Source organism: Cardinium endosymbiont of Sogatella furcifera (assembly GCF_003351905.1).
Lineage (GTDB): Bacteria > Bacteroidota > Bacteroidia > Cytophagales > Amoebophilaceae > Cardinium.
Genome location: NZ_CP022339.1, coordinates 98,036 through 122,688, shown reverse-complemented (window position 1 = coordinate 122,688; position 24,653 = coordinate 98,036). Strand labels below are relative to the sequence as shown.

Annotated in this window: 14 protein-coding genes; 7 read left to right on the top strand and 7 right to left on the bottom strand. The window is 39.1% G+C overall.

The window, feature by feature from the left end:
- The first annotated feature begins 55 nt into the window (after positions 1-55).
- Complete coding sequence (locus CE557_RS00515; RefSeq protein WP_114909690.1) at positions 56-982, top strand: ankyrin repeat domain-containing protein; 927 nt, start codon at positions 56-58, stop codon at positions 980-982.
- A gap of 44 nt (positions 983-1,026) precedes the next feature.
- On the top strand, positions 1,027-2,253 hold the full coding sequence (locus CE557_RS00510) for an IS256 family transposase (protein WP_162790027.1): 1,227 nt from the start codon (positions 1,027-1,029) through the stop codon (positions 2,251-2,253).
- 416 nt (positions 2,254-2,669) lie between these two features.
- On the opposite strand, the gene CE557_RS00505 is transcribed toward CE557_RS00510, so the two are convergent.
- Entirely contained in the window at positions 2,670-3,407 is a 738-nt protein-coding gene (locus tag CE557_RS00505; protein ID WP_223245904.1) for a transposase, read from the bottom strand.
- A gap of 661 nt (positions 3,408-4,068) precedes the next feature.
- Here CE557_RS00505 and CE557_RS00500 point away from each other — a divergent pair.
- The 5 genes from CE557_RS00500 (at position 4,069) to CE557_RS00480 (ending at position 13,392) form a co-directional block, all read left to right on the top strand.
- Positions 4,069-5,133 carry a PDDEXK nuclease domain-containing protein gene (locus tag CE557_RS00500; RefSeq protein ID WP_114909689.1) on the top strand — a complete coding sequence of 355 codons (1,065 nt, stop codon included), beginning with the start codon at positions 4,069-4,071 and terminating at the stop codon, positions 5,131-5,133.
- Positions 5,134-5,336: 203 nt separating this feature from the next.
- On the top strand, positions 5,337-5,909 hold the full coding sequence (locus tag CE557_RS00495) for a hypothetical protein (protein WP_114909688.1): 573 nt from the start codon (positions 5,337-5,339) through the stop codon (positions 5,907-5,909).
- A 196-nt stretch (positions 5,910-6,105) separates the two neighbouring features.
- Complete coding sequence (locus CE557_RS00490) at positions 6,106-6,660, top strand: DNA-3-methyladenine glycosylase (protein WP_114909687.1); 555 nt, start codon at positions 6,106-6,108, stop codon at positions 6,658-6,660.
- Between the two features lie 115 nt (positions 6,661-6,775).
- Positions 6,776-11,266: a contractile injection system tape measure protein gene (locus CE557_RS00485; RefSeq protein ID WP_114909686.1), complete on the top strand. Its 4,491-nt coding sequence runs from the start codon at positions 6,776-6,778 to the stop codon at positions 11,264-11,266.
- A gap of 119 nt (positions 11,267-11,385) precedes the next feature.
- Positions 11,386-13,392 carry a hypothetical protein gene (locus tag CE557_RS00480; protein WP_114909685.1) on the top strand — a complete coding sequence of 669 codons (2,007 nt, stop codon included), beginning with the start codon at positions 11,386-11,388 and terminating at the stop codon, positions 13,390-13,392.
- Positions 13,393-13,433: 41 nt separating this feature from the next.
- Here the strand turns inward: CE557_RS00480 and CE557_RS00475 are convergent, their stop codons facing one another.
- From CE557_RS00475 to CE557_RS00445, 6 genes are all read right to left on the bottom strand, one after another.
- On the bottom strand, positions 13,434-13,886 hold the full coding sequence (locus tag CE557_RS00475; protein WP_114909684.1) for a YcgN family cysteine cluster protein: 453 nt from the start codon (positions 13,884-13,886) through the stop codon (positions 13,434-13,436).
- Positions 13,887-14,314: 428 nt separating this feature from the next.
- Positions 14,315-15,046: a hypothetical protein gene (locus tag CE557_RS04985; RefSeq protein ID WP_162789896.1), complete on the bottom strand. Its 732-nt coding sequence runs from the start codon at positions 15,044-15,046 to the stop codon at positions 14,315-14,317.
- 303 nt (positions 15,047-15,349) lie between these two features.
- On the bottom strand, positions 15,350-17,182 hold the full coding sequence (locus tag CE557_RS00460) for an ABC transporter ATP-binding protein (protein WP_114909682.1): 1,833 nt from the start codon (positions 17,180-17,182) through the stop codon (positions 15,350-15,352).
- A 94-nt stretch (positions 17,183-17,276) separates the two neighbouring features.
- On the bottom strand, positions 17,277-18,437 hold the full coding sequence (gene hemW / locus CE557_RS00455; protein WP_114910454.1) for a radical SAM family heme chaperone HemW: 1,161 nt from the start codon (positions 18,435-18,437) through the stop codon (positions 17,277-17,279).
- Between the two features lie 32 nt (positions 18,438-18,469).
- Positions 18,470-20,935 (bottom strand): valine--tRNA ligase, encoded by a 2,466-nt coding sequence (locus tag CE557_RS00450; RefSeq protein ID WP_114909681.1) that lies wholly within the window; start codon positions 20,933-20,935, stop codon positions 18,470-18,472.
- Positions 20,936-21,044: 109 nt separating this feature from the next.
- Positions 21,045-24,590, bottom strand: coding sequence for a sodium:solute symporter family transporter (locus CE557_RS00445; protein WP_114909680.1), 3,546 nt, complete (start codon positions 24,588-24,590; stop codon positions 21,045-21,047).
- Positions 24,591-24,653: the final 63 nt, after the last annotated feature.

Below are 24,653 nucleotides of genomic sequence, written 5' to 3'. Positions count from 1 at the left end.
GTATTACGATTCAATTATATAGTTGTTAACCCAATATAAATTGGAAACTATCGTTATGGTACCTAATACGCATCAAATAACAAAGCAGCATGCGAGTAGTATACTGCGTGCCAAACAGATCATTGCTATGTTAGGCTGCTTTTATTTTTGTACAGCATTGGTTACTTGTACTAGGAATCTAAACAACACTCCCAGTATAAAGCAGGATAGTCTGCCTGATAAGCCTCCATGTGATAGAAGTGATCAGGATGTTTCGGAAGATTATAATGATCTTGATAGATGTCTGTCTGAAGTTTCAAAGGCACTAAAAGGTGATACAGGCGCCATGGATTTCTTAGTAAGAAGAGGAAAATATATAGATATGCATACTCCATATAAGTCTGGATCAGTCAGGGTGGCTATTGTGAAAAATAGCGGCATCTCATTAATACTGGAATATGCGTGTAAGAGTAGTTTATCATATAAAAAGCAATCAAACGCACAACCAGTTACCCTTATGGTAACATCTTTAGATGACCCATATAAAGACCCAACAGCGCCACCACCTTCCTATGAAAAAGCTACAGATAGTGCCCCCCCTTCCTATGAAGAAGTGACTGAGACGCCTGCTTATATCGCATTTATGAAGCGCTTAATCGAACATAAGATAGATTTAAATGGCTGGAATATGCGTGGAGAAACATTGCTTACAGAAGTAATAAAAAATGGAGATAGTCCTGGACAGATAGCGGTTATCCAATTACTACTGGAAGCGGGTGCAAATCCTAATAGCATAAGCAATAAGATGCAAACGCCACTAGAATTGGTAAAAGAGATTAAAAATATTAAGGATCAGGAAAAAACGGTTAGATTATTGATAGATTATGGCGCAAATCCACTGTGGGCTTTGATGGATGAAACTATCAAAAAACAAGTTCGAAGTGCCACCATAAGCCATTTGGAAGTGTTCGATGAACTGTGTCAATTCCTAAAAGAGTTATAAATTAAATAATTAACGACTAAAGGTTTTTAGACATGGAAGAGCATATGAACAATGATTACGTTGGTTTAGTAGATTATAAAGATTTGGAGGAAAACATTTTGTCCTCTATCCGTTTAGGTAAGCCATTGACAGGCAAAGGTGGGGCATTAACCCCTCTGATAAAAAAGCTTCTAGAGGCGAGTCTAGAAGGTGAGATGGCCCATCATTTGTCTAGTGAGAGGATAGTAAATAATCGAAGGAATGGTAAAAGTTGTAAAACTTTTCGTACAAGCTCTGGTTCCTTTGACTTGGTAACCCCTAGAGATAGAACAGGTAGTTTCGATCCACAAATAGTTAAAAAGCGTCAAACAAATCTTCATCCTGAACTGGAAACCAAGATTTTAAGCATGTTTTCTAGTGGTATGAGCTATAAGTCTATAGCCGCTCATATTGAAGAAATCTATGATCATAAAGTATCAGCTGCTGAAATATCGGCTATTACAGATAGCTTATTGCCAGTAATAAATGAATGGCGTAACCGTCCTCTTCAATCGGTCTACCCCATAGTTTTTATGGATGGTATGTTTTTTAAGGTTAAAGAAGATGGGAAATGTGTAAGTAAATGTCTGTATACCTTATTAGGCATAGATCAAGAGGGTAAAAAAGAAGTGTTAGGCTTCTATTTATCTGAAAGTGAGGGAGCTAATTTCTGGTTAGGTGTACTCAACGAGCTTAAGGCAAGGGGTGTAGAAGATATCCTTATTGCCTGTGTTGATGGACTAAAAAGCTTCCCTGCAGCCATTAATAACGCTTTTCCCAATGCACAGGTGCAGGTCTGTGTAGTACACCAGATACGCAATTCCATCAAGTATGTAGCTAGCAAAGATGTAAAACGTTTTTTAACTGATTTAAAGCAAGTATATCAAGCTTCAAATAAGGAAGTTGCAGAACATTATCTATTGGAATTAGAAGAAAAATGGGGAGAAAAGTATCCAATGGTTATCAAATCTTGGCAAAACAACTGGGAGCATTTGTCTGGTTACTTTAAATATTCAGATCCTGTCAGAAGGCTAATTTATACGACCAATCCAATAGAAAGCCTCCATAGACAAATTAGACAGTTTACCAAAACAAAAGGGGCATTTACCAGTGTCAATGCTTTGTATAAATCAGTATATTGCGCTATCAAGAAGATGGAGGATAAATGGACTATGCCGCTCAGAAACTGGGCACTGACCATATCTCAGATAGACATCTTTTTTCCTGGAAGAGTCAAATCTGAGTTGACGTGAAGCCCGAAACTGACACAGTTAATTGAACACTTCCCTATATCTTCAAGCTTTATTTCCCCCTTATTCCTACCTTCATCTTATATGAAGCTTATATTACCACCTTTTTTTTCATGATAATACTTCTCTACGACACACAAGTGGACTATCCCTATTCATAATTGGAGTGAGGCTATGGCACATTTTTTAATTAAATTTGAAAATAGAATTTGACAAACCAAAAAAATAATTTACACGCACTATGTTAATAAGCAAATTTTTTGTTAGAAAAATATTTCATTTTTAAGGTTTATTTTGATTGAGATGTGGATTTATGGATAACTTGATAAAGTTATCCATAAATCCACATCATAACTGTTATATTTTTAATTTATATTCATAATCAAATAATCAACTATTATCTTTCCTGTTTAGGCAGGCTAAGGGCTGACTTTTAGTTTAGATACATGGCCATCTACATAAAAAGTATTGTCGCGCATAATAGCAAATACTTGTCTAATAAGCTTGTTAGCTACTGCAATCAGTGCCACTTTACTAGGCTTACCCCTTGCTTTTAACCGCTCATAAAAGTCCTTACAGGACTTATTAAAGCGTATAGCTGACCAAGAAGCTATATAGAGCAAAGAACGCAATCCCGGGTTGCCATGACGATTAATATGGCCTTTTTTTCTTACCGATGAGCCTGAATGTTCATAAGTAGGCGCTAGCCCAATGTATTTAGAGAACTGCTTAGCACTTTCAAAATGGTGACCGCCACCAGTGCCAACGATAAGCTCCATAGTGGTTCTATCCCCAATACCTTGAATAGAACTGATCTGTGTGTAGAGTTCTTTACAGCGTTCCTGTGTAATAGTAAGCATTTCTTGCTCTAAGAATGCTATTTGTTCTTCTAAAGAAGCTATATTTTGATTGATCACTTTTAAGGTTACAGCATCTGTTTTAGGCAACACACTAAAAGATTCTAACAAATTATAAGACATCGTAAGTTGTTTCTTCAACTGTGCAAGAAGTGTTTTTTGTTGCTTTAAGGCTTGAATACTTGCTACAGGCATTTGGTAGGATTTAGGTTCCATCTTAGCACCATATAAAGCAATAAGTTTCAGCCATTCAGAAAAGGTAAGCCTAGATGCATATCTTAGCGAGGAATTGACAAACATTTACAATCATTTTTCAACCAAAAATATAGCAAACATCATACAGGGCAAGAAAATCTAACTTGTGTAGTATGTCATAAAAAAGAAGAAGTCCCTACTACTATTCAAATTGCTTCATGTGGCCATTATGCACATGGTTCTTGCCTAGTGCGATCGTTTATTAACCAATCTAAGGGACATATCAAGTTTACCCCTTTTCCTTCCTATGTGTATAAACATCTTTGCCCTTGCTGCAAGGAAGATATAACCCACGCATTTATAAAAGACTTAAGCGCATTTTACACTGGAATAAAATTCCAACGGGTGGGTATTACAGTAATCATGCGCTTATTATTGGCTGCTACTATAGCTGTCACCTTAGCTCCCTTTTCGTTCTACGCTATTTCTCTTACCGATTTCTTACTTTTTGATTAGTAAAAAAATAGCCAGTTTCTGCCAGACATGGTACTATAATGGACTGGTTTATTCGGACACCTCTTTTTAAATTTTCTTTCCTATTTTTTTAGGCCAGTATATTTTTTTTGTATTTTTCCTTTTTCCAGTCCCATCTTTTCGCCTTGTTTCTTTCCGACTGTTCTACTTCTAATTTTTTAATTATTTTAGTTATGTCGAAGTTAAAATTTTATATCTATCGCACGTTTGTATTATCTGATCTCTTCATTATATGAACAAAAGTATCATTAACCAAGCTTACCATCAATTACTAAATGATTTAAAAACCAGTGTAGCCAGTGCTAAATATAAAGCCTCTCTTCATGTTAATAAAGCACTTGTTGCCCTATACCATCATATAGGAAGTCGTATCCTACATACGCAAGTGCAAGAACGATGGGGTACTGGTGTTATTGCTGAACTATCGAAAGATTTAAGAGCTGCTTTTCCAGAGATGAAAGGGTTCAGCCCACAAAACCTCAAATATATGCGGAAGTTTGCTCAAGTATATAGTCAAGATGAAATTGGTCAACAGCTTGTTGACCAAATACCCTGGGGTCATATTGTAGTCCTGATCTATTCTGGGCTCGATAAGAGCCAACAAAAGTTTTACATAGAGTATACGATTAAAAATGGCTGGTCAAGAAATAGTTTATCTATACAAATAGAAACTAACTTATATGAACGTCAGGCAGGTGCCATCACCAATTTTGATAAACAACTACTTCCGCCACACGCCGCCTTAGCCCAAGCTACCCTAAAGAATCCTTATTTATTCGATTTTCTAAGCCTTGGAGATGAAACCCATGAAAGAGCATTAGAAAAAGGATTAGTTGCACACATTGAAAAATTTCTACTTGAATTAGGGGAAGGATTTGCCTTTTTAGGTCGTCAATATCATATTCAAGTTGAAGAACAAGATTTTGATATAGACCTGTTATTTTACCATATCAAACTTCGTTCCTTTATAGTTATAGAGTTAAAATCTGGAGACTTTAAGCCTGAATATGTAGGAAAAATGAATTTTTATCTTTCTGCTGTGGATGATTTATTGCGCCACTCAAGCGATAATCCTTCCATTGGATTAATTTTATGCCGATCCAAGGTCGGCGTTTTAGCAGAATACACCTTACGTGATATCAATAAACCTATAGGTCTTTCAATGTACAGGCTTACTAAAAACCTGCCTAGCAAATTACAAACAGCGCTTCCAACCATTGAAGAACTGGAAGCAGAGCTTGCTAAAGATTTAGATCATATAGAAATAGAAGACGATTCATCTCATATTCCGCACTAGAAAATATTTTTATGCAAAATCAGTCTATTACAACGGATTTACATTATAAATCAAGTAGAGTCGATCAATGGCTCATCATTGTAATCAGATGTAGTCAGATTAAAATTTGTAGTAGTCAAGATTTAATTTGACAGGCAGTGAAAAAACTATATATTTAAAGTGTGATAGGATTAAACTTAAGGCATATTAATAATTTAGGTGTTATGAATAAAATTTTACAGAACTATTTTTATAAACTTAGTGGGCTATTTGCAGCTACATTATGTATTAATTTTACCAATAAAATAGTCTATTGCGCACTATTATTTACTTTTTTAACACTTATTTTAAATGGCATTGCAAAGTACCATGGTAGCAAAAAGGCCACGGTAAGTATTGTATTATGTACGGCCACAACGCTTTGCTTATTATATAATAAACAATATTATATGGCTGGTAAGCCTATTAGTGGACTTATAGTAGCCTCTTTATGCGCCATATTGATCGCTTCATATATTGGGTTAAGGCTTTTTGTAAAGCTAGAGCTACGGTATGGTTTTGCACTAAGTAATGGTATCAGTTTACCCATCTCTGCGCTTGTGGATCATTTATTGATGGGCCTATTTTTTATCCGGATATGGCCTATGCATAAGGTTTGTTCGGTCTTGTATAAAGAAACGGCTTATACCTATCTCTTTGCCGTATGTATATACTTAGTTTCGGTGGCCATTTTATATGCCAAACCGATTTATAGTAAGACAAAGCAACGGTTACGCTGGTTAAGCTGTAGCAGATAAGGTAACCCACCCCGTTATAAGCAATAACCTGATTTGGCCTTATGCTTTTGTACAAAAATGGTGCACAAAGCCGCAACACATTCAATCTACGTAAGGATGTAACCACCAGATCGACGTGCTCAATGATCCATAGCCTTTTGAAAGCAGGCTACATAAGGGCATCGATACGCATTATAAATAAGCCTAGTGGCCCTAAATGATTTTAAATAGAGACTTTTTTGTACAAGATACACACACGGTTAGTACCCATTTAATTGGCAAACTACTATGCTTCCATGATTTTCAGGGGATTATTACCGAAACAGAGAGTTATATTGGTGTAGGTGATCCCGCTTGCCATGCGGCTAGAGGTATTACACAAAGAACTAAAGTCATGTTTGGGCAAGCTGGGTTTAGTTATGTTTATTTTATATATGGAAAATATTATTGCTTAAATATTGTTACTGAAGCTTTAAATTTTCCAGCAGCTACACTCATTAGAGGCATACAGCTGATCCATCCGCCCTATACTTACCTAAATGGTCCAGGCAAGCTTTGTCAATGCTTAGGTATTAATGTAACCCATAATGCGATCGATGTAACGCTATCAAAAACATTATATATTAAAGATATAGGTTATCAATTGCCTTATAAGTCAACATCTAGAATAGGGATCTCAAAAGGTTTAGATAAAATGTGGCGTTATGTTATTACGGACCAAGCTTCTATAGCAGCTATGCTACCTAAGCTAGTCGATATGGCTGGCTTATAGTGCTATATTACAACTTAATCATCTGGCTTTTTAAATTTTTGGTAAAAAGCCAGAGAAAACTGATGGAAACTCCCTTACATCAAGGTAGTGGTCTACTTATCTAATAGAACCAATTATGCCTACAAAAAATCATCATGTCATTCTACGTAGTCGGATTGAAGTAACTATTGATCAGCATAGTCAAAATAGCATGCTCTATCACACCGTTCAGCAAGCTGTCCAAAAACGAATTATACCCATTTTATCCAAACTCTTTGCTCAATATGTGCCTAGTGATGTAGTCATCCATTTAGACAAGCTGGTTATAGATGGAGGTGACGTATATCTATCTACCCTTGACAAACAACTCCCTTGTCAGGTAGAACAGGTGTTAATGCTTAAATTACAAGAACAGATGCGTAAGGTCATCCATAACCCTACTGCAGTAATCCCACTACCAGAGGCAAAACGGCAAGCCATAGCACACTATTTATCAGAAGGTCATTTGGCGTGGTGGATGATCGAACGTTCTGAAAAACAAATTGAAAAAATATATCTAGAATTGCTGCACTACACGCCTCTGCTTATAGAACAGCTTTGGTATGATCTGCATAAAAAGGAAAAAGCTGTCCAACGTTGTATGACATTTTTTGCTCGGTCTACTGTAGAGCGAACTCTTTCCTGCTTATTGAAACAACCTATAGCTTACTTTAAGCCTATCCTAACTGAAATAGGAATATTGTTACAACAAAAGAGGGTTGCAACCAACTTGTTAGATACGAAGCAATTGTTTGCAACGACTCTATTGAGTATCATCAACCAACCAAGAGGCAAAGTAGACCGAATGGGTTTTTTGCGCATGCTCCTCAAGCAAGTCGCCCTACAAACCTCTACCAGCTACGAAAAAATGCTAGAAGCATTACAGATTTATTACGCACAAAATGAAAAAAAACCCTCATTTGACTCCACTACGAAAGCATTGGTGCTTCAGTTGCGTGACCTAGCGATAACGCCACTAAAATTCGGGTATGAAAGTATCAAAAATAAGGAACAAATAGTAAAAGAATTGGACAAAATAGCCAATAATGGCATGGCGCCCCATCAACTATCAGCCGCTATAGGTAGTATGAAACGGGCAATGGACCGAACAGGTATACGACCTCTAGTAAAAAGCTGGCTGCAGGAAGCAAAAAATAGGGAAAAGTTGGTTCAAAACTTACCTGATAGGCTCTTTGTTGCCTGCTTAGCCTCTATAGATCCTTCTATTGTAGGTATATTTTCTGATTGTATGCAAATCGCAACGGCTACTACTGCTGCCACCACACCTGCTTGTGCGATTAAAGCTATGACTTTAGCCTATTGTGCCTTTGAACATTCTAAAACATTTTATCTTGAAGAGATGCACGCGTTGTTTAGAACACATATGGCCAATGGTGTAATCAGCCCGCAACAATGCGCCAAATTGCTAACTACTCAAACCTATAACCCAGCTATAAAAGCTATAATAGCCCCACTGGTATCCATATCGACCTTATCATCAGAGATGCCCAAGGAGACCACGTGCCTTTGGCCTGTTATGCCTGATGCAAATAACAAAGCGGCTATGCAGCCGCCTATCATACAGCACAGCTTGCCAGCATCCATTCCTCTTTCAATGGAGTGGCTACCTAAACTCGAAACCGTTCTGATTGCATTCCTTGAATCTACTGAATGCCAAGCAAACATAGACCATCTCAAAAATATGTTTATTACAGCAGCCGTGGATGCGCCATCTACTAGGCAATATATAGGACGTGTGATAGGTTATCTAGCGCCTTATACCTCCTTATCTGCTGACGCATTATGTGACCGACTATCTGATATAGCAGAACAGAAAGCCTATCCAGATCTAGCAGCATGTTTGGCGCGTGTGTCACCTAAAGTAGACCAAGAGAGCTATATAGTACAAACCTATAGCACATCAAAACCGGTTGACGCATCGCAAACCAAGCAGCACACCACTCGTTTAGATGGTACCCATAACCATCCATTGGCAGATGTAGTGGATTTTCTTGTTGATAATGTATTGCCAAATGATCAGTTGGTGCCAGCCTACTTCATAGCTAAGTGTTTGGAGCGTGCCACACCCAAACAGATAAGAGATCAATTAGCACCTTGGTGCCAAGAAGCAACCATTTTAAAAAAGCTCATGCAACATGCTACAGAGATCACTGTAGCCAAACTATTGCAGGCCTTTGTCCCTTGTTCCCATCAGATGCTGGATCGCCTAGAAAGGGTCATGATGCAAGTGTTGCAGCGCACCCAGCAACAGGGCCATATCCGTTCCATTAAAGAAATTTTTATTGCTGCCGCAATTAGAGAAACTCCACCAGAAAAACAATATATAGAGCGTATCGTATTCCATCTGAGCGCACAAACTGCATCTCCCCCAACCCGTTTATGTGATGCGTTAATTGATGCAGCCAGAGAGGAAACCGATTACCAGCTGGTAGAGATTTTTTCTTTCCTCAAAGAGAAGTTAACGCCATTAAAACTAACTAAAATAGATGAAGTGGATCTAATGTTTCTATCTACACATGAAACATTAGACCAAGCTCTTGTACCACTTTACTATAGTAGGCTACTACCAGCTATTAAAGAGATGGTACGCCAATCTGTTGAGCTATCTCCCTCCATCATCGACCAATTGGTTGCACAACACTTACCCAACCTACCATTACAGGAAACGATGCGCATCACGCTCTACAAACAGATTGCCGATGTGATACTAGGCAAAAAAAAGAGGATTATAGAAAGATGGCACCTCTTTTTGCATACGGGTAAGCTTGGAAATTATACAGATGCAACAGCCTTGTTAAGTGATGTGCTCACACACCTTTCTACTTTTTCTTTAGCCCAAGATAAAGCACATGTGCGGCAACGCCTTATCGCAAATTTTACCCATACGCAACTGATGCAATTGATTCAAAGACATAGTGCAATAGGTAAAACGTTAACAACCTTCATACAAGGGAGCTATCAATGGTGGTGTGACACACAAGGTGCACTAGGCGAGCAAAATATGACTAAAAATTTATTTTGGGATGGTGTATTAAAAACACTACCTCAGACATCTATTGCACCAGATGATTGGCTTGCGGACCTTACTACTGAATTGAGTAACGTACTGGAAGTTACACCAACTACCCTACTAACAACTTTTCAACTACTTGATACCAAGGAGATACCAGAAACGTTAACTGCTTCATTGAACAGGCTACAAGAAAAATATAGTCAAGTATTCCAACAACAAGCTAGGCAGCGTGGATACCACGCACCTATCTTAATCAAGCTTTATCTACTGCTTAATGGCAACTTATCTCTTTTTGCCCAGCAGTATCATCTAACAATAGAGCGATTAGGCGATGAGTTGATTCAATTTATGGAAGACCAACCACTTGAATTACCAAAACTTCTAGCAGATCAGGACAATCATCAAGTAACAGCCAGGCGCATAGTCCACTATTTTAGCGAAGAAGTGACTACAAAAATTATAACCTGTTTAGCAAAAGACAACGCTCCATTTGTCATGCACTACCTAACTCTTTTAAACCATCCATTGCTAGATACAACTATACCCTTCCATCATCCATCCACATGGAAAAAGGAACTCTGCATTTCTATTATGCATTATTTAATTTCAAAAAAGTCATTTGCAGCCCAAGAGTTTGTACACAGTACCTTACTGACCACTTGCTATACTCAAGGAACTATTTACAAAATCATTACCTCAATTGTCGATACAAAGGCTACGAACCAGGAAGCAGATCAGCTGATCACCTTACTTAAGCCATTAATTAAGCACATGCACCCATCCCAGTCAGCTTTAGTCCATCAGTCATTAGAAAAAGCGCCACTAAAAACATCACCTCAAAAAGTTCGTCTACCAGAAGCATCGGTTCAGGTATATACAAAAAATACAGGCTTGGTATTTCTATGGCCCTTTTTGTATGATTTTTTCAAGTTAAACAATCTTATGGTTGACGACCAATTTTTCTGTGACCAAGCAGCCCATAATGCAGTCTATCTCTTACAATATTTGGTTACAGGTAAGCTAAAGAGTCCCGAATGGCAGCTTACCCTTCCTAAACTACTTTGTGGATTATCTTATGATGCAGTATTGCTACCCTATAAGCCTATAGATGAAACGGAGGATATATATGATCAAGTAGAAGAAAAGGGCACTACGTCAGACCAACAGCTCCAAGCGTCCCAAGACGGGACTACATCAAAAATAGAAATAGAAACAGAAACATCCACATCTAGTAACACAATGGCAATCCTATCAGCCAATAGCCAACTGCTTATGGAAAAAGTCCTAAAGCGTTGGAAAAGCATAACAAAACTGCAAGAAACCGATGCATTTCAAAACGCTACCCTGGAAAGGATAGTAAAAGACTATTTCTTAAATAGATTAGGTATTTTAACCAGCCACCAAGCTGATGACACTACAGAGAAAAAATTTTGGCATTTAACGATGATGCATCAGGACCACGATACAGGTGATTTACTGCCTCCTTGGTCTATGAATAAGCTTAAATTACCTTGGATGCAAGAAGAAATTATTTTATTTTGGATACCTGAGTAGTACCAAGCCATATAATAATTCTATAATGATATGTTATTCATAATGTCTACTATTTGTAGTATCATCTATCCTACGTACTACCTTTAGGCAAAGGTTAATTTATTTCATTCATGATCAACATGTTGCATAAACACTTACGTTATTTATCATTATCATTTATTTATAGCCTATGGGGAGGAGGATGTCCCCGGTGTACGCAGGCTCCTATTGCATCTATTGTAGATAGTCAAGATTCGGCGCTTCCTAATAAGCCAGTGGTTGCTTGCTCTTTTTGTAGGCCACTAGGCAGTCTCAGTTGTATGGGGGGAGCTAAAACAGATTGGTTCTTCCGGTTTAAGGGGCATATCTCTAATGTAGCGCCTGCATCAAAAGGTCAGGTAGCCTTTATAGGGTGTCTAGATGGTGCTACATGCCATGAACCTGCTACCTTCGATACGGAACTATTATCCTTAGTAAAAAGTGCTATGGATGTTAAAAATGAGGTTGAAAAGTTTATATGGCTAGATAAAGATCGTTTTATCTATTGGAATAAAATCAATAAAGTTGGTGCGGGTCCAATAGAATGGACGATTCAAGCAGAGGAGGAAACCTATAAAAAATTAACCTCAAAAAAATATACCATGCATATGATATATGCACCAAGTGGTGCATCTGCCCAAGATTATGTAGTTTCTACTACTCCCTTCCAAATGGATCGCACAGAAACGCATCCATCGTTGCCAAATTATCGAGGTATCAGACTGGAAGCTATGGATGCTATTGAAAACCAGGGAAAAAATGGTACAGGTTGGTTCTTAAAAGGTGGGCTGACTAATTTTTACCCAAAAGATGAAAAAGTAGGTTTCCTATTAGTTAAAGAAGGGATCAACCCTTATCATTTGGTGCAGCAAATCATAACTTCTGGAGATGAATGGCCTACTCAAGTTACATCATTTAATGATGAGATGATTGTTATTCCAGGTAGGTTAAGGAGAATGGATCCTCCGATAATAGGTACATTGTGCAACAGCCAATCCCCTATTCAAGGGGGTAAGTTTAAGATACTTTGTTATTTGATTCAAGGTCCGCACTATTATTTGAGTCAAATGGGAGATATCCTATCTAATGTTACAGAAAGCCCATTGGTTCAAGAAAGTGTCCCGCCTTCTATTACCTTTACGGGTAATAGTCATAGTTTAAAAGTATTGGATTTAAAGCTTTACCGTGAACAAGCATCAGGCCAGGTTCGAGCTGTAAAATTATCTGATTGTACCATTGAGTATACCGTTAATGATCAAGTCACCCCACTACCTCCAAACGCAGAAGTAGCTTTATTCTTTTTACCAAAAGATACGATTTGGAGGACCGATAAGCTGGAAACTTTATTTGAAGCATCACCTAGATCCCATAGCAATACGAGTGTGACAGATGATGGCACCATCTGTCTTGTAACAGATGTACGGAAACCACTTGATTCATCTTGCATCGACTTTTTTAGTCATGGAACAGATTACGAATATATGGTTTGTCTATTTATAGATCATAAGCTTAAGTTTTACAGACAAAGAGAACCATTAAGTATAGAAGTAGATGAAGTAAACGAAACGAAGCCACCAAAACCGGAATTAAAGGAAGCAGCAAAGCCGGATAAGCCAAAGATAACATTAGACCATACAAAAACGCATGTTACGATCATCAAAACTGGGTTTTTTGAGCCAGATGATGTTTTTTATAAACTTCCTACCGTTCATATAACACCTAGTGGGTTTGATATAGATGCGCGCAGACATCGAGGTTTTATAGTATTTATAGACGATACAAATATAAAGGAAGATATCAGTAAGTATATAACTGAGCATAGTAAGAAGAATCTATATCTAATCAACGAGAATAAAAATAAAGAGAAGGTCGTATTAATCTTTAAAGAGGAGGTTGAAAAAGAGAATCTAGAGAATTATTTACATCGTCTATACCAGAAAGTTAATCCTCGTAAGGCTGATGAGCCTGTTAAGTGTGACAACGTATATATTAGTTATTGGATGCAATATAAAAATGAACTTATATGGAGTGAGCGGGTACCTATAAATATGACTGTCTTACCAAAAAAAATGAAAAACATTGAGGAAAGTTATATACAGGGAAAATGATTTATGACACGCGGCAAAACGGATATTGGCTGCATAGAAGGTTAGGGCGTAGTTTCTTCTAGTAAATAGGTTATAATGGGTTTGTTGACCAATGCTGGGTGTACAACAAAGCCTTTAACAGAATGGCCACTTTTGACCGTAGATTGCGGATCTTTGGTGATCAATGGATGCCAGTCAGGCAATGTTTTTTTTTCTTTAACCAGCCGGTAGGCGCAACTTTTAGGTAACCAGGTGATCGTTTGCACATTGGTAGGATTTAGTTTGATGCAATCATCTACATAGCGAAACCGTTCTTTATAGTTGGAGCACTGGCAGGTGCGCGTATTGAGTAGCCGGCAACAAATCTTTGTGGTATGCAGTTTCTGGGTTGCTGCTTCTTGTATTTTAAGCAAGCAACACTTACCACAGCCATCACATAAAGACTCCCATTGTGAAGGTGTCATTTTGTCCAGCGGTGTATCCATCCAAAAAGGCTTTTTATCAGTTGTATCCATGGAATTTTAAATGGTCAATCATTGTAGGTTAGTTTGTTGTATCTGTCATACGTTCACGATACTGGTTAATAATGATTTTTGTCCACTTTTTTCTTGATAAAAAAGTGGACAAAAAATCAAGCCCTCGGTAAAAAGTCGCTGAAAGTGACATCCTATAGATGGAAAAACAAAAAGCACCCCATTTGGGGCTTCAAAGGAAACTGTTTTTCCAAATCATCTGTATAATGCCACTTTCCATACCGCAACTTTTTACAGGGGTGTTTTTCTTTGCACACAAAAACCAGTGCCTGGAATAGATACAACGGCTCTTTGCGCACTTCACTTAGCTTCCTCCCTATTTCCGCTCATCCAATAGCGTCAACTTAAAGAGTATATTTTACTGACTACCAAACAAATTACTGGTTATGATGTTTTACTAGCTGACCCTGTCATGCCTCATTCGCTATCATTTGCTTTATCTCCTCCCGCTCTTGGTCCAGATTGTTCAATTCTTGTTCCAGATCCTTCATCTGGTCGTTCAGCTTGTTTATTTCATCACGCAGCTTCCCCGACTCCTGCTCTTTGTCTTTTTTATCTCCCTGCAGCTTCTTTATTTCCGTAGACAGCTCCTCCACCTTTTCCTGCTGTTCATCTTTCTGCTTCTTCTGCAACTTCTTCTTCCGCTTATTCATATTCTTCGACTGCTTCTGCCTGTTGATATTATTCAACTTATCCAATTCCTTCTTCTTTTTCTCCTCTTGCTCCGTCAGGTCGTCTACCTCCTTACATACCTTCTCATACGCCTGTTCCTGCTCCCCCAACTTACCTTGCATCTGTTTTTTATTCTCCTCCAACTCCTGCTTTGCCTGCTCATATGCTTGATTGAGCAACTCCTCTTTTTGCTTATAGGTCAACTCCTCTTGATGCTTCTTCTGCTTTATTATCTGCTCAACCTTCTGCTGTAGCATATTATTGGGACCGGCTTCCTGATGCATAGGAAAATAGGTAGAAGGATGATCAGATGGCTGCTTTGGATCAACTGGCTTTTGTTGTTGATGATGCGCATTTACACGTGGAATGCCCTCTGTTTTGTCAGGTTTTAATGGTACTGATGCGGTCTTTGTTTGCTCAGGTTTTAATGGCACTGGTGCGGGCTCTGTTTTGTCAGGTTCTAATGACACTGGTGCAGTCTCTGTTTTATCAAGTTTTAATAGCTCGAATTTCGAACCACGGCGTAGCCATCTACATCCGGATAAGAAAAACAGTGTAAAAAAACAAAGCAACAAAGAGCTCCTTAACATGTTCATTTTGGTTCCTCTTTCGAGCTCCTATAATAAGTCTATCCATTTAAGTAGAAGGGCCTAATAGAGACAAACAGATATACAAGGCTACCACCTAATATTTTTAATATATTAAAACTTTTGCTGGTCTACAAAGCTTTATTGTGCTATACAAATTTTTTTATCTATTTAAGATACTCCAATCTACCTCTGTTGCCCAACCAACAATTGCTTATAGACCCCTCCTTGCGCCAGTAGACTGGCATGGGTACCCTCTTCTACTATCTTTCCTTGTTCCAATACAATAATTCTATCCGCATCACAAATGGTAGTTAACCTATGGGCTACTACAATAGAGGTCTTATCTTTAAGCAGCGCACCTCTCTGTAGGTTGCGCTCAGCAACCATGTCTAAAGCGGAAGTGGCTTCATCTAATATTAAGATAGGTGGATTCCCTAATAGCGCTCTAGCCATACAAATGCGTTGCCTTTGCCCACCCGAAAGCTTGCTGCCATTGTCTCCAATAATGGTATAGTAGGCTTCAGGTAACGCCATAATAAAATCATGCGCACAAGCTATCTGGGCAGCTTGTAGGACTGCTTCCTTATGGAACCCTGTTCTATTCAAAAGAATGTTATTATAGATTGTATCGTTGAATACAATAGATTCCTGCGTGACCACGCCCATTAAATGACGAAGTGATGCTTCACTCATCTGGGAAATGGGTAGATCATCTATCTCAATAACGCCACTATTGGGTTGATAAAGTCCTGACAAAAGGGATAAAAGTGTAGACTTTCCTGAACCAGAAGCACCAACCAACGCGATCATTTCGCCTTTTTGAATCGTAAAATTGATTTGATGTAAAACCTCCTTGCCCTCATTATAGGCAAAAGAAATGTTTTTAAATACAATCTTATCTTTAAATGTGATAGACATAGATGCTCCTGAATAACGCTTAAACGCATATTTTTCATCTAATACATCAAAAATACGTCTCCCGGCAGCTATCCCCCGTTGAATATGGCCAATAGACCGCGCAATCATTTTGATCGGTATAAGCGCTTGGGAGCAAATAATGATGTAAGCAATAAACGTACTGGGCGTAAGTAGGCTACGGTCCAAAAGGATTAAATGGCCACCATAGGCCAATACAATAGACACCGCCACCACACTTAATGAGGCAGAAACTGGTGCAAGCATATAGGACTTTTTAGCTACATCCATATGGGTAGAGGCATATACCTTCCCCTCTTTTTTAAACTGATCAATAGCATATTTTTGAGCACCAAAAAGCTTAATGATACGGATGCCACTGACGGTACCTTCAATTAAATGCATTAAATGACCCAGTGACTGCTGCGTTGCATCTGTCCATTTACGGAGGGATTGTATAAGCTGAGCTATGGCCCACCCTACAATAGGTAGAAATAATAAGGTAAAAATACTAAGACTTGGTGACATGTAAAACAGCACCACAATGTAACAAAAAAGTTGAGTGGGTTCTTTTAAAAATAGACGCAACGTATCAGCAACTGCATGCTCTACCTCCTGAATATCAATAGTAATACGCGCTATTATATCTCCTTTCTTGTGATCAGTAAAATACTCCACAGGCAACGTTAAACTTTTTTTAAAGAGAGCCAGGCGCAAATTATGGACAAGATGGATACGGACTTTAGCCATAGTAACATCTGCTATATACCTAAAAAACCCACTTATGGCATTAGCGCACATAAATAAAAATGCCAACAAACAGAGTGCACGTATTTTACCGTAATCGATAATAATTTTTATAAAAAAGTAATTAAATAAACTCGTAAGGTAGTGCATATTTAGCTGCCATGTGGGCATTACTTGGTCTTCCCATAACAACCGGTTCAACTCCTCTTGATTAAATAGTACCTTAAGCAAGGGAATAACCAAGCCATAGGTCGCCAATCCAAAAACAATGGATAAGAGAATAGCAGAAAAATAATAAAAAGCGCACGGCCATAAAGGCCCTGCGTAACCTAAAATCCTAGAATAAATACGCATTGAAGAGGATTTTATACCATACCTTAAACTTAATCAAAGGAATTTGTATGGTTGGATCAATGGTTATTTTTCTTACCATGATGCCATGGAGCGATCATCCATCTACAAAAAGATCACTCGCTATTTTATCGGCTAGTAATTTACCACTATTTGTTAAATAAAGTATATGGCCGGTCAAATAGGCCAATTTCCATTGCATAATTTTTTCTAAATAATCTTTTTGTATGGCCATAAGGTCAATCCCATATTGTGCATAAATCCAATCAAAATCACATCCCCAACAAGTTCTTAGACTGGTCATCATATATTCATTTACATGATTGGCTACCGTTAAGGTTTCTTCCGTATAAGGTAGCTTCCCATTTTGAATGGCTTTAATATATAATGCATTATGAGCAATATTCCATTGTCTTTGCTGCCCATTATAGGCATGTGCCCCTGGTCCGACACCTATATATGGACCTGATTTCCAGTAATTTGTATTGTGTCTAGAATATTTTTCTGGCTTGCAAAAATTAGAAATTTCATAATGTAGATAACCTTGTTGAGCACAAGCTGCTACAGTTCGTTCAAATTGTTCTGCTGCGAAAGTTTCATCTAGCTCCACCAGACTACCTTGTTTATGCCAATAGCCAAATACAGTTTTAGGTTTAATGGTCAAACAATAGGTAGAAATATGCGCTGGTTCCAACAATAGGGCTTGTGTTAAATCAGCATGCCAATCGCACATAGTAGTACCAGGAATGGCATAGATAAGATCTATACTTAAGTTATCAAAGCCAGCAGTACGTGCCCACGCTACACTATTTTGGGCCATGGAACTGGTATGGGCCCTATTCATATAACGCAGTGCCTGATCATTAAAAGACTGTATGCCTATGCTAAGCCTATTTACACCCATATGGTTCAATCCTTGCAATTTTTCAAGCGTTAAGTCATCAGGATTGGCCTCTAATGTGATCTCTGCTGCTGGCGCTATAGGAAAACAACGTACCACTTGGTTGAGCAGCTGCTCTATTTCTACAAGCGTTAATAACGAAGGAGTACCACCACCAAAATAAATACTGGTAATGGGTATGCCTTTCAAATAATCTTGACGTAATGCAAGTTCTTTTTGGATGCTATGGACCATTAATGACTTAAAAGACAAATTAGTACTAAAATGGAAGTCACAATAGTGGCAAGCTTGCTTGCAAAATGGGATGTGCAGGTAGATGCCCGCCTGGCTATTTGTTTGTGCTTTGCTCAATGGCATCTGATGTGTAGTGAATTGAACAGATACCTTCCCTACCCCCACACTACCCCTATGCCACACTGCTTACCCACTACTTGTATATCCATAGGGCTTGAGGTTAGATCGCCGAATACGATCTCGGTAGCAGCAGTGACCGCTTTAAGGTCTTGATATATATCTTCATCTAAAACTGTACCGCTAATGGTAAGCAACTGAATCGGCGCTTTTATAGAAAGTTGACCATCTGCTTTGGCTTTACGTACCAATCCAATGATTTCCCTAAGGTGCACGACTTGATCCACTTGCGCTTGAGGAATGGTCGTCTCTAATCTCCACGTGGGCCAATTGCCTCTTTGATGAATAGAACCTTTATGGGGATACAATCCCTGAGACAGTTCCTCTGTAATATGAGGCAAAATAGGAGCAAAAAGTTGCAATAGACCATAAAAAGCATGGTAAAGTGTTACCATAGCACTATACTGACCTTGCGGATCTTGCTGCAGTGCATTATAAACCCTAGCTTTACTAAGCTCTAGATAGTCATCACAAAAAACAGACCAAAAGAATTTTTCTACCTGTTCCAACGCCTCTGCATAGCCATAGGCTAACAAATGTGCATGCACCTTATCAGTCAGTGCGGCTAGGGATTCTAAGAGCCATCGATCTAGGGTATGGGTGACTTTTTGCCACTGAAGTGGTTGACCTAAACCTTCTATTTTATCAAAATGGCCCAAGATAAACTTACCGGCATTCCATAATTTAGTCACCAACCGTTTGCCATTTTTCATCACATTTTCACAATAACAAGTATCTGCACCCAAACGGGCGTTAGCGGCCCAATAGCGGATGACATCCGCCCCATAGGTAGTTAAAAGCTTTTCAGGCAGCAACACATTACCTTTAGACTTAGACATCTTTTGCTTATCTGACGCTAGGCACCATCCATGGATCATAATATGGTTCCAGGGCAGACTATCCTCATGCAAATGGGCTTTGAGTAAAGTATAGAAAGCCCAAGTCCGTATAATCTCATGGGCTTGTGGGCGCAAATCCATAGGGAACAACTGCAGGTGCCTATTATAGTCTACGCTAGACTCCTTATTAATCGCATGCGAAGAGAGTTGGGGCGAAATACTGCTCGTTGCCCAAGTATCCATTACATCATAGTCTGGTTCTACCTCTTCACGGGTATAGCCTATGGGTAGATCTTCAAGTGGGTTTACAGGCAACTGATCTACAGTGGGCACCAATATCTTTCCTTCTTCCCCAGAACGTTTAGAATACCAAACCGGAAAAGGCACCCCAAAATAGCGCTGACGGCTTATAGACCAATCCCAAGCGATGCCAGCAATCCATTCCTCCAGCCTATGCTGCATGGCAGCAGGGTGCCATTTGAGTTGTTTGACCTTAGCTAAAAGGGCGGCTTTATGATCTATGGTACGCACAAACCACTGAGGTGTAGTGCGTATTTCTAAAGGTGCACCAGAACGTTCTGCACACTTGACAGATTGCTGCACAAGCGTTTGCTTAACCAACAACGACTGATCCTTTAAGATTTGAATGATTTTTTCGCGTGCTTCTGTTACCTTAAGGCCTTGCAATGGACCAACATGGGTTACCCTGCCTTGTTTATTTAGGATGATACAAGTAGGCAATTGGTGTTTCTTCCACCACACTATATCGGTTTGGTCTCCAAAGGTGCAACACATCACCAAACCGGTTCCCTTATTGGGCTGCACAAGCACATCTGCTAAAATAGGCACCCTCATATTAAATATAGGTGTCAGGGCATAGGTGTGCGCCAAATGTTGGTAACGCATATCATCCGGATGGTAGAATAAGGCCACGCAGGCAGGCAATAATTCAGGTCGAGTCGTAGCAATGGGTAAAGGGGCTTGCGTCGCTTCATGTAGAAATAGAATGTCATTCATATAGGTGGTGCGCTCCTGGTCTTCAATATCAGCTTGTGCCAAAGCAGTACCATCTACTGGATCCCACAACATCGGTTGCGCACTACGGTATACCTCCCCTTTTTTCAAAAGGTCCAAAAAAGACATCTGTGAAAGCTTACGAGATAGTGGACTAATCGTCTGGTATTCTAAACTCCAATCCACAGAAAGCGCCATGGCCTTAAAAAGATGCCTAAACTTTTCTTCTTCCCTATCCACTACTTCCTGACATAATTTTATGAAAGCCGTTCTATCCATATGGGCTGCGCGAACACCTTTTTGTTTTTCTACCAACCGCTCCGTGGGTAACCCATTGTCATCAAAACCCATTGGATAAAAAATATTTTTACCCAACATGCGTTGAAATCGAACGATAAAATCGGCTTGTGCATAGCTACAAGCATGGCCTACGTGCAGCTGTCCGGAAATGGTAGGGGGAGGTGTATCTACCACAAAAGTATCTGGATCAGTTGGGTCCCAACTATATAGCGCTGCTGCTTCCCAAAAATGTTGCCAATATGTTTCTCGTTCTACAAAGTTGTAATGTGGTGGTAAAGTGGGTGTAGTCATTTGTTTCTAATAGAAAAAATGGTTCGAAAATAGTTATAAAGTATAGTGGCCTTAAAAATAGATCAAAGCATGGCGCCAACAGGTCAGCTGACGGTTACCAGCCACCTGATCATAGCTCATTATCTTGATCCTTTCGTCTATGTTTGCCCAGTTCTAATGCCTGTTTGGCTGCTTTTTCTAGTGCCACGCCTATCTCTGGGCCCAAGTAGGCATTGGCTAACTCCACATCTATGGTCAGGGTTTCTTGCGCCATATGTTGTACTTCTGAGAGATGGCTATAACCTGCTGCATGACGTAGGTCATAGAGCCGCTCGGCTAGTTTGATAAAAAGAACGGAAAGCTGTACATGTTCCTCCTTAATTGCTTCTTGCAATCGATTTTGCACATACAGCAAAGAAGGATGATCCAATGCTTGCCGTTTATCTATGCCTACTACATTCAATACAAAAGCATATACGCCTAAATTATAATGTTCCTTGACATAAGAAAGCGGCAAACAGGTACGACGCACCAACTCATAGAGCAAAGCAGCATAAATCACCTTAGGAGAGTGAAATACCCATTTTACGACTATTTCCGCAATACCTACCGCACGTACATAAAACAATTGACCCGAAGCATGTCGCTTAAAGCCAAAATGCTGCCGCAGCAATAAAAGCAACCCTGAAATAATACCTATATCAATAGGATCCGCTCGATGAGAAGATCTACTAACATGATCATGGAACTGCATTAATGCCATCATGGAATCGGCTTGTTCCTTAGGGGTGACAGGGGTCTCTAAGGTTAACTCATCTAGAGGTAAGTTAATCGTTATTTTACTAAGAATATCAGTGACATTACTAGGCAATACCAGTAGCATAGCTGGCTGCTGCTCGCCATCGAAGATTTCTAAATGGCCATAATGCCCCCCCACAATACTGGATATGGTTTCCTGTTGAAGATCTATAGAGGGTGGTGTGTCCTGTTTTCCTTGATGGCCCATCATATCTATCTCATCATCATAGACAGGTTTTACTTTGACCATCACTTCAGGGAGAGTAGTAGCCTGACTGACTACCAGGGCAGTAGCTTGAAAAAGCATGGATAGAGGATAGCTGTTGTCAATAGCATCGGCTTGCTTAAACTGTAAAGCAGTATTATGGAAACGTATATGAACAATTGATGTACCCGCTCGTTTACCAACACGTAACACAGCCTGCACCAGTAAATAGGCAATTTGATTGATATCACATACCATATGCGGAGATGGCGCTCCATTGGAATCGTTTATCTTTTCTATCAACAACCTAGGCGGATGCGCTACCTCTTGGCCTAACGCCAATTCTACCTTACGTATCAGTTTATCTAAAGTAATTTTAGTAGGCTGCAGCAGGGCATGTTTTTTGGCCCTTTCTCTTCTATTAAAATAGGCCACCCAATCATACAATTTATTAATAATACTCTGAAAATCTTGCTTATAAAGTGGCACATTGCTATCTAAAAAAGAAATAGATTCTTCAATCTTACCGACTACTTGTGTTAAAATAGCGCCATAACCCTTAGACTTATTAACTATAGTAGCAGGAACCGTACCCGAATCATAAAGAGAGGCTTTCAGTTGTTGTGCTTCTCTAATCCCTTCTTGATCTTTTAAGTAAAGAATTTGAGTGGTGTAATTGCGTACCTTTACCTTAAAGTAAATAGCCATAGCAAATACCACTAAGCCTGCTATGAACAGCGGAAATAAAGCAGACAATACTGGCAAAGTCAATCCAATAGCCATAGGATAAATGGCTATTAATAAGGTAGTGGTAACAACCCCTATGCCCAGATGGAGTGGCAAAACCCATAGGATTACAGCACAATGGGCCAAAGACAAAGATGCGGTAAAGATCGGATCTACAAGATACCACCAGTGTCCAAGCAGACTCAGAGGCAGATAAACCACTAACCCTATAAGCCAGCCCAAACCAATACACCAGGCGGGAATTGCGCTGCTAAAAAAGGTTTTAGAAGATGTAAGCAGGGCACCCACAAGGCCTTGACATATCGCCCAATAGATATGATCTGGCCTAATAAACCAATAACCTAGAATAGCCGTAATGACCACATAAAGCCCTGTTAAACGTAAGGCAGCATCACTAGGTATCAGCTTAGACAAAGTGGATTTTCTATTGGCCCAACCATTTTTAATCATCTCCCTTCGCTCCGCTCTATTGCGCGCATGGGCTTGTTGTACTTGTTTAAACTCATGATCTGGTTTCACCCACCCAGCACTTTTTGGCTGCTTCAGTAGATAATGGGCCGCTAGCATCGCTAATCCATTGGCCACCATAGCCATAAAAGAACCATCTATCTCTATTGCAGGTTTAATCCATTTGTTCCACGCTAAAATAGTGCATGCACCTGTAGTCATACCTACTAAAGCCGTTCGAGGAGTACCCCGAAAACCAAAAACAGCTAAAATAAAAGGAGCGGTTAGTATAGGTACCCGACAGTTAAGGCCCCAATACATTAATTTTAACAAATCATTATACTTAAAAGTTATGACCATAGATAATAGGCCCACCGTTAGTGTAGTCCACCTGGCTATTTTAAGCTGAGTGGAATCACTAATCTTTTTTTGTTTTATTAGGCTTTTTGCTATATCATGGCTGACCATAACCGCACAAGTATTTAAGCAAGAATCAGCAGTAGACATCACCATAGCGAGTATACTGGCAACAAATCCTTTAAAAAGAGGAGGGATATGGCCCATTATATAGGGCCAAATTTCTACTTTGGGTAAGTTTGATGCCCCGACAAAAATAAATAGACCAATTAAAACTATAAAAACCTGAATAATAAAACTAAAAATAGCAGCATACGAAAAAACTTTTTGGGCTTGAATAGGACTAGCAGCCATATAGACCCGTTGCGTAAGAGGAGAAGCTACTATACTACTCGGTATATCAGCTAACAACAGTAGTACTATATGAATTAGCTGGTTATTAGAGTGAAATAAGTGGGTAAACTGAAACTTAGTGTGACTCTGTAGTATAGGAACAATGGTTGCAACTGGTTTTCCTATTTTTGCAAAGGCAAACCAACAAAGCAAAGGAATAACAATGGAAAAAGTGATAAATTGGAACACATCTGTCAAGGTAACCGCGCGGCCCCCCCCAAAGGTAGAATAAAAAATAAGGATTGAGGTGGAAAGAACAGGAATTACATAAGGGTTATCTAAAGTTACACAAATGCCAATAGTTTGGGAGACAATGACGATTTGAGAAGTAATTAGGAGGATATTACAACAAATGCTAACCAAAACAGTGATAACCTTTGCATACGTACCATAAATACTACCTATTGTTTCTGCCAGAGAGAGGTGTTGCATAAATGGCCCCATACGCAATGCAAATCTGCTAGTGCTCCACATGCCAAGAGGCACCAAAAGCAAAATAACTGTAAACCACAAGCCAAGATCATAGACACATTCTATATTACGTACCAACCCACCCCCTTGAAAAAAAGTAGCCAATACGGTAGCTACCAAAGTAGCCGTCGCAAACTGTTTATGCCCCACTGCATATTCTCGAAAGGTGGTTTTTTTTCTACTAAAGTAGCCACCTACTATTAAGGTTAATAATAAAAAAGCAGCCACTATAAATAGGGACATATTCAAACAGATCATAAAGCAAACAATTAAAAAGATTATAATATAAATGATAGCGGTTGCTACATTTAATGGTACGTA

Coding starts and splice junctions, on each gene's coding strand:
- CE557_RS00475 (WP_114909684.1), bottom strand. CDS start 13,886: ATGGATACAACTGATAAAAAGCCTTTTTGGATGGATACACCGCTGGAC.
- CE557_RS00460 (WP_114909682.1), bottom strand. CDS start 17,182: ATGCGTATTTATTCTAGGATTTTAGGTTACGCAGGGCCTTTATGGCCG.
- CE557_RS00505 (WP_223245904.1), bottom strand. CDS start 3,407: ATGTTTGTCAATTCCTCGCTAAGATATGCATCTAGGCTTACCTTTTCT.
- CE557_RS00480 (WP_114909685.1), top strand. CDS start 11,386: ATGTTGCATAAACACTTACGTTATTTATCATTATCATTTATTTATAGC.
- CE557_RS00495 (WP_114909688.1), top strand. CDS start 5,337: ATGAATAAAATTTTACAGAACTATTTTTATAAACTTAGTGGGCTATTT.
- CE557_RS00515 (WP_114909690.1), top strand. CDS start 56: ATGGTACCTAATACGCATCAAATAACAAAGCAGCATGCGAGTAGTATA.
- CE557_RS00445 (WP_114909680.1), bottom strand. CDS start 24,590: ATGATCTGTTTGAATATGTCCCTATTTATAGTGGCTGCTTTTTTATTA.
- CE557_RS00500 (WP_114909689.1), top strand. CDS start 4,069: ATGAACAAAAGTATCATTAACCAAGCTTACCATCAATTACTAAATGAT.
- hemW (WP_114910454.1), bottom strand. CDS start 18,437: ATGCCATTGAGCAAAGCACAAACAAATAGCCAGGCGGGCATCTACCTG.
- CE557_RS00450 (WP_114909681.1), bottom strand. CDS start 20,935: ATGACTACACCCACTTTACCACCACATTACAACTTTGTAGAACGAGAA.
- CE557_RS00490 (WP_114909687.1), top strand. CDS start 6,106: ATGATTTTAAATAGAGACTTTTTTGTACAAGATACACACACGGTTAGT.
- CE557_RS00485 (WP_114909686.1), top strand. CDS start 6,776: ATGCCTACAAAAAATCATCATGTCATTCTACGTAGTCGGATTGAAGTA.
- CE557_RS00510 (WP_162790027.1), top strand. CDS start 1,027: ATGAACAATGATTACGTTGGTTTAGTAGATTATAAAGATTTGGAGGAA.